The sequence below is a fragment of the Streptomyces solicavernae genome (assembly GCF_029968095.1).
GTDB classification, from domain to species: Bacteria; Actinomycetota; Actinomycetes; order Streptomycetales; family Streptomycetaceae; genus Streptomyces; species Streptomyces solicavernae.
In genome coordinates this window covers 1-6326 of record NZ_JASCIR010000070.1, presented here as the reverse complement: position 1 = coordinate 6326, position 6326 = coordinate 1, and the positions used below count along the sequence as shown (strand labels likewise).

5 protein-coding genes and 2 pseudogenes are annotated in these 6326 nt (G+C 70.2%); 2 read left to right on the top strand and 5 right to left on the bottom strand.

Going from position 1 to position 6326, the window contains the following annotated elements:
* Nucleotides 1–849: recombinase family protein (locus QIS99_RS31820; protein WP_282517233.1), on the bottom strand; the 849-nt coding region annotated here is incomplete at its 3' end.
* 66 nt (nt 850–915) lie between these two features.
* Between QIS99_RS31820 and QIS99_RS31815 the strand changes: the two are divergent.
* Nucleotides 916–1305 (top strand): annotated as a pseudogene (locus tag QIS99_RS31815) (RtcB family protein); the annotation flags it as partial.
* A 51-nt stretch (nt 1306–1356) separates the two neighbouring features.
* Here the strand turns inward: QIS99_RS31815 and QIS99_RS31810 are convergent.
* The 3 genes and pseudogenes from QIS99_RS31810 to QIS99_RS31800 all read right to left on the bottom strand — a co-directional run.
* A pseudogene (locus tag QIS99_RS31810) lies at nt 1357–1906 on the bottom strand (DinB family protein); the annotation flags it as partial.
* 235 nt (nt 1907–2141) lie between these two features.
* The gene (locus QIS99_RS31805; protein WP_282517232.1) at nt 2142–2903 is read right to left on the bottom strand and encodes an SDR family NAD(P)-dependent oxidoreductase; all 762 of its coding nucleotides are present in this window, start codon (nt 2901–2903) and stop codon (nt 2142–2144) included.
* A gap of 122 nt (nt 2904–3025) precedes the next feature.
* Entirely contained in the window at nt 3026–4558 is a 1533-nt protein-coding gene (locus QIS99_RS31800; RefSeq protein ID WP_282517231.1) for an FAD-dependent oxidoreductase, read from the bottom strand.
* A 176-nt stretch (nt 4559–4734) separates the two neighbouring features.
* Between QIS99_RS31800 and QIS99_RS31795 the strand changes: the two genes are divergently transcribed.
* Nucleotides 4735–5403, top strand: a complete 669-nt coding sequence (locus QIS99_RS31795; protein ID WP_282517230.1) for a TetR/AcrR family transcriptional regulator — start codon at nt 4735–4737, stop codon at nt 5401–5403.
* Nucleotides 5404–5424: 21 nt separating this feature from the next.
* Here QIS99_RS31795 and QIS99_RS31790 read toward each other — a convergent pair whose 3' ends face one another.
* Nucleotides 5425–6252, bottom strand: a complete 828-nt coding sequence (locus tag QIS99_RS31790; protein ID WP_282517229.1) for a helix-turn-helix domain-containing protein — start codon at nt 6250–6252, stop codon at nt 5425–5427.
* Nucleotides 6253–6326: the final 74 nt, after the last annotated feature.

The following is a 6326-nucleotide window of genomic DNA, read 5'->3' as shown; positions in this document are numbered from 1 at the left end:
GCTGAGCTTTCGGTAGCCGCAGATCCGAGGGTTCCGCAGGATCTGCTTCACTGTCTGGAGTTGCCAGCTGTTGCCCATCGTGGATGTCAGCCCGGAGGCCACGAAGTTCCGGGTCACGGTGGTGATGCTCTTGCCCGCGAGGAGATCGGTCACGCCCTGGCGGACGACCTTCGACTCCTCGGGGTGCAAGGTCAGCTTGTCTGCGTTCCAACCGAACGGACGTCGGCCCGCGACCGGCTCCCCACGCTCGGCTCGGGCAAGGTGGTTCAACCGTGCCCGGCGCTTCTTCTTCTTGGTCTCCGAACGTGACGCGGCCACTCCGAGCAACCCGCGGTACTCGGCACCGTCCCCGTAGAGGTCGTGGCGGCCGGTGTCGTCGGCGTAGATGCGATCCGGATGGGCCGTGAACGAGTCCACAAAGCGCTCGTACGCGTGCGCCCCTCGATAGAGACGGTCGTCGGCAACGCACACCACTCCGTCCACCGGGTATCCGTGATCGGTCGTCCCACGCTCAAGGGCGTCGATCATGCTGTCGAAGTCGTCCCGGGTGACGCTGGCCTTCGACGCCGACTTGTCGTTGTCGATGTAGTGCTGCACAACGACGGAGCGGGTCCGCTCCGCGATACGCGCACAGTGCCGTGTCTGGTCCTCGACCCCGTGGCCGTCCCGCTTATGCGCGTCGTCGGAGATCCGACAGTAGGCCACAACGAGGTGCCAGCCCTCTGCACGGAGGGCTTTGGCCTCTTCTAGGCTCGGCGTCCCGGCCGGCACCCCGCGTAGGCGGTTGACCAGCCGTTCTACCTCGGCGGCCGTCATCTTCTTCCTCGGCTGCTCCTCGGCGAGTGTCAACGTTCGTCCCCTCCTAGCCCATGAAGCCGCTAGGTGAGCCTCATATGGGATTAGCAGGTCCTCTGACACCACAACTATGTGGCGGAGGAGCGGTACGAGGGGATGGATCTGCTGGTCACCCGTAAGGGAGCGATCCGTGCGGGCAGCGGGGACTACGGGATCATCCCCGGTTCGATGGGCACCGGTTCGTACATCGTGAAGGGCCTCGGCAGCGAGAAGTCCTTCAACTCGGCCTCGCACGGCGCCGGTCGACGGATGAGCCGTAACGCGGCCAAGCGGCGCTTCTCCGCGAAGGACCTGGAGGAGCAGACGCGGGGTGTGGAGTGCCGCAAGGACTCGGGTGTGGTGGACGAGATCCCCGGCGCGTACAAGCCGATCGAGCAGGTCATCGACCAGCAGCGGGACCTGGTCCAGGTGGTGGCCAAGCTCAAGCAGGTGGTGTGCGTGAAGGGGTGAGGTCTGAGGCTCCTGCGGGTTCTCCGTGCGCCCGAGGACCCCTGGGAGGCACAGTCCTATCGCGCCGTCGTTCCGTTCGCGGAGCAGGCCCGCGTGGCCGTTGTGTCTGGCGTACTCCTCGACCATGTGGACGAGTACCCAGCGCAGCGACACCTTTCCGCGCCACGAGTCCTGGCCCGCGATGACGAGGCGGGGCGCCTCGGCGACGAAGCGCTCGGCGAACGCCACTTCGGTGCGCCAGGCCGCCACGCCGCCGCGAGCACCTCGGGGTCGGACGTGGCGCCGTCGAAGTCCCCGTCGGGGTGGGCCTCCGACGCGAAGCGTGACGGCGCTTCCTGTCCGGCGAGGACCCTCCGGAACCAGCGGCGCTCCACATCGGCGAGATGCCGGACAAGCCCGAGCAGCGAGAGCGTGGACGGCTCCACGGAGCGTCGGGCCAACTCGCCTTGCAGGCCCGTGCACTTCATCTCCAGCGTCGCGCGCTGAGCCTTCAGGAATCCACGAGCATGGGCCGCTCGGCCCCGGTCCCGGGACTGCTGAGCCGGGTGTCCTGCTCGCCGTCGACGACGAACAAGACGGCTCGTCTGCTGAGGTCGGCCATACCCAGATCCTCCTGCGCCGGGGTGTCTTGCCTTGGGTTGATCACTGGACCCCGGAGTGCGATCGGCTCACTCGGGGCTGCGCACCGTCACTTCGCGTGCATGACCGCGTAGATCATCACGAACGCGACCAGGTGGCTGCCGAACAGGCAGTATGCGAGCGGGTTCTGATTTGGGTTCGGGTTCGGGTTCGGGTTCGGTGGCCGGGCCGGGTTCGGGGCCGGGGCCGGGGCGTGGTCACCGGTGCTCCCGGTGGACCTTGGTGTTGGAGGCCTGCGCGCGGGGGCGGACGACGAGCAGGTCGATGTTGACGTGCGGGGGACGTGTCACCGCCCAGGTGATTGTGTCGGCGACGTCGTCCGCGGTCAGCGGTTCGGCCACGCCCGCGTACACCTTCGCCGCCTTCTCCGTGTCACCGCGGAAGCGGGTCGTCGCGAACTCCTCGGTCTTGACCATGCCGGGCGCGACCTCGATGACCCGTACCGGCTGGCCGACGATCTCCAGGCGCAGCGTCTCGGCGAGGACCCGGGCGCCGTTCTTCGCGGCCACGTACCCCGCCCCGCCCTCGTACGTCCCGTGTCCGGCGGTGGAGGACAGGACGACGACCGTGCCGTCGCCGCTCGCGATCAGCGCGGGCAGCAGGGCCTGCGTCAGGTTGAGCACCCCGATCACGTTGACCTCGTACATCTGACGCCAGTCGGCCGGGTCGCCCGTCGCCACCGGGTCCGCGCCGAGCGCCCCGCCCGCGTTGTTCACCAGCACCGCGATCTCCCGGAACGCCGTCGCGAATGTGTCCACGGCCTCGCGGTCCGTGACGTCCAGGGCGTACGCCATGGCCTGGTGACCCGCCTCGTTGATCTCGGCGGCCACCGCCTCGATCCGGTCCTTGCGGCGGGCCGTGAGCACCACGCGGTAACCGGCGGCGGCCAGTTGGCGCGCGGTGGCGGCGCCGATCCCGCTGCTCGCTCCGGTGACGACGGCGATCGGGGCGGGGGCCATGTGCGGTGCTCCTCGTGCGTATGTACGACAGGGACGGGTCCAGCCAGGATAGGCGTGTCTGGACGGGGGCCGGGCGGGGCCTGCGAGGTGGCTTGGGCCGGCTCGGCGTGAGCGCTGTCCGTCTACGCCCCCGTCCACTCTCGCAGGGCTGCCCGTATCTGGTCCGAGCGGGCGTTCTCTGCCGCCCAGGCGATGTATCCGTCGGGGCGGACCAGGAGCGTGCCGCGGCGGGGGCCGGACCAGTGGGTGAGGGTGGCCCGCAGCGCGTGGCCCTGCTTGTCTCTCGCCTCGACCCGCGCGTCCGCAGGTGTGACGAGGACGAACTCGCCTGCACGCAGGGCCTCGTGGAGGCGTGTGCCCGCCGGGCCGTCGGCCAGGGACACGTCCGGGGCGCGGTGGCCGACGAGCGGATGGGCGCCGCGGGGTGCGGTGTATGCGTATCCGATGCCGGTGATCTGGCCGAGTGCCGTCTCCCGCGCCGTGCGCACGCGCTTCAGCACGGTGGTCAACAGTGAACGCAGCGCGTACTGCGGGTGGTTGTGCGCCATGGCGAGGCGGATGATGGCGCCGCTGCTGCGCAGCACGGCCCGGCCCACGGGGTGCCGTTCGCTCTGGTAGGTGTCGAGCAGGGCCTCGGGGGAGCGTCCGCGCAGGACGGCGGCGAGCTTCCACGACAGGTTGGCTGCGTCCTGCAGTCCGGTGTTCATACCCTGCCCGCCGGCCGGGCTGTGGGTGTGCGCGGCGTCACCGGCGAGGAAGACCCTGCCCGTGCGGTAGGAGCGGACCTGGCGCTCGTCGCTGTGGAAGCGGGAGATCCAACGGGCGTCGTGCATACCGAGGTCGGAGCCGAGGGCCCGGCGCGTGAGGTCCTTCAGCTCGCCGAGCGACGTGGGCGCGGAGTCGGGGATCTCGGCCCGCTCGCGATTCCAGCCGCCCACCCGCCAGTACCCGTCGCCGAAGGGGATGACGAAGGCGAACGCGTCCTTCGAGCCGCGCATCGCTACCGTCGGATCGGGGTTCTCGGACAGCCTGACGTCGGCCAGGATGATCGAGCGGATGACGGGCCGGCCAGGGAAGGGCTGGCCGACGGCCTCACGGACGGCGCTGCGCACACCATCGGCGCCCACCACATAGGCCGCGCGCAACGAGCCGGTCGTGCCGTCGGCGTAGCGCACCGCGACGTCGGCCCCCGTGGCGTCCTGGCGCAGGCCGGTCACCTCGGCGCCGTGCCTGAAAGCGACGCCGTGCTCCGTGGCGCGGCGGCGGAGCAGCCTCTCCACCTCGTACTGCGGGGCGGAGAGCAGGAACGGGAAGCGGGAGCGCAGGCGGGTCAGGTCGAGCGTGAGGCCGTCGAAGAGCCGGATCTCCTCGATCCGCCGGCCCCGCTCGATGAGTTCGTCGGCGAGACCTCTGGCGTCCAGCTGTTCCAAGGTGCGGGCGTGGACACCGAAGGCGCGGGTGAGGTTGCTGAGGGCGTCGGGGCGCTTCTCCAGGACGGTGACGGGGATGCCGGCCGCGGCCAGGTCCCCGGAGAGCAGCAGGCCGGTGGGGCCCGCGCCGACAACGATCACCGAGGGCTCCGCGCCGGGGCTCGGGGGCGGGCTCGCGAGCGTGTTCGTGTCGGTGTGTGCGCCGGTGCTCGTGCTGCCGTTCATTGCGGCCTCCTCGATGCCCATGACCCATGCCGGTCTGCCTGGCCCTGCCGGCGCCGTCCATGGCCGTTGCGCGAAAGGTCAACGGTCGTTGGTCAACGCTTGTTGGCGAATCTAGACCCGACCCCGTCTCATGTCAACACTTGTGGGCCAACGGATGTTGGCATACGCTGGTCGGCATGTCCGACACCGCGCAGTCCTCCCGACCGAGCGGGCGTGCAGGGGCGGAGGCGAGCGCGCCTCCGGAGAAGCCCGCGCGCCGCTCCGACGCCACCCGCGCCGCGATCCTCTCCGCCGCCCGCGAACGCTTCGCGGCCGATGGGTACGAGCGCGCGACGATCCGTGCCATAGCGCGGGACGCCGGCATCGACCCGTCGATGGTGATGCGCTACTACGGCAACAAGGAGGGGCTCTTCGCCGCCGCCGCCGAGATCGACCTGGGCATGCCGGACGTGATCTGGCTGGGCGAGGGAAAGCGGCCGTTGACCGTGGATTACGTACACGGGGACGTCAGACCGGTCGGCGTCATCCTCGTCGAGCACTTCCTGGATCTCTGGGAGGACAGCGAGATCCTGACGGCGCTGCTCAGAGTCGGCGTGACCAACACCTCGGGCGCCGAGCGCATGCAGGAGATCTTCAAGGAGCAGCTGGTCCCGGTCGCCGCCCAGTACGCACCGGATCCGGAGTCGGTGCCGCGCCGTGCCGCGCTCGTCGCGTCGCAGGTCCTCGGCATGGCGCTCGCGCGGTATGTGCTGCGCTTTCCGGCCGCAGTCGAGTTGAGCAGAGAGGAAGTGATCGACTGGCTGGGGCCCACTGTGCACCGGTACTTGACGGCTGCGGAGGCTTAGGGATCACCCTGGCGGGGCGTCTCAGGTCTGCGTGGCGTAGGCGGTCGGCGGTACCCCGACCGTCGCCGTGAAGTCCCGTACGAGATGGGCCTGGTCGGCGTAGCCGAGGTCGGCGGCGACGGCGGCCCAGTCGACGACGGCGCCGGTCTCGGCCACGTCCAGGGCGTCGTGAATGCGGTAGCGGAGGATGACCCACTTGGGGCCGACGCCCACGTATGTGGAGAACAGTCGCTGCAGGCTGCGCGTCGACAGGCCTTCCGCGCGGGCGAGTTGACCGACGCGGCGCATCGAGCGGTCGGAACGGATGCGCTCGACGACGGCGATGGCGAGGTCGGCCTGCGGGTCGGCCTCGGGGCCGACGGAGAGCAGGAAGGCGTCGAGCGCCGCCACGCGGGCGTCCTCGTCGTCCGGGGCGAGTACGGCCGGAGCGGCACCGTCGACGGCGGCGGCGGGAAACACCGCGTCCAGCGCCAAGTGCCGTCCCGTCCAGTCGCGGACCGGCCGGGCGGGGGCGAACGGCCGGAACCCGCCGGGGCGGAACTGCACTCCGCAGACCCGGCCCGTGCCGTCGAGTTTCTTGGTGAACAGCTCAAGGCCGATGCCGGCGACCTCGCCGAGATCGCGGAAGTCACCGGGGCCGCCGGCGCCGGAACGTTGGAAGACGACGTTCACAGAAGGGTGGGGGACGACGTGGGAGGCGTACGGCTCGGGCAGGTCCCAGTCGATCAGCCAGTAGTGCTCAAGGTAGGGCCGCAGCGGTTCGGCCGGCTCGCGACGGCGGAACCGCACGTGGGAGAAGAGCTCGGCGGCATCGACGATGCCCTTCGTGTCACGGCGCGGAGCTGCCATCCTGTCTCCTTCGTGGGTACCCCCACCTTTAGGTGGGGGGTGAAACGAAGCCGCTGCGGAGCAGGGCAAGGAGC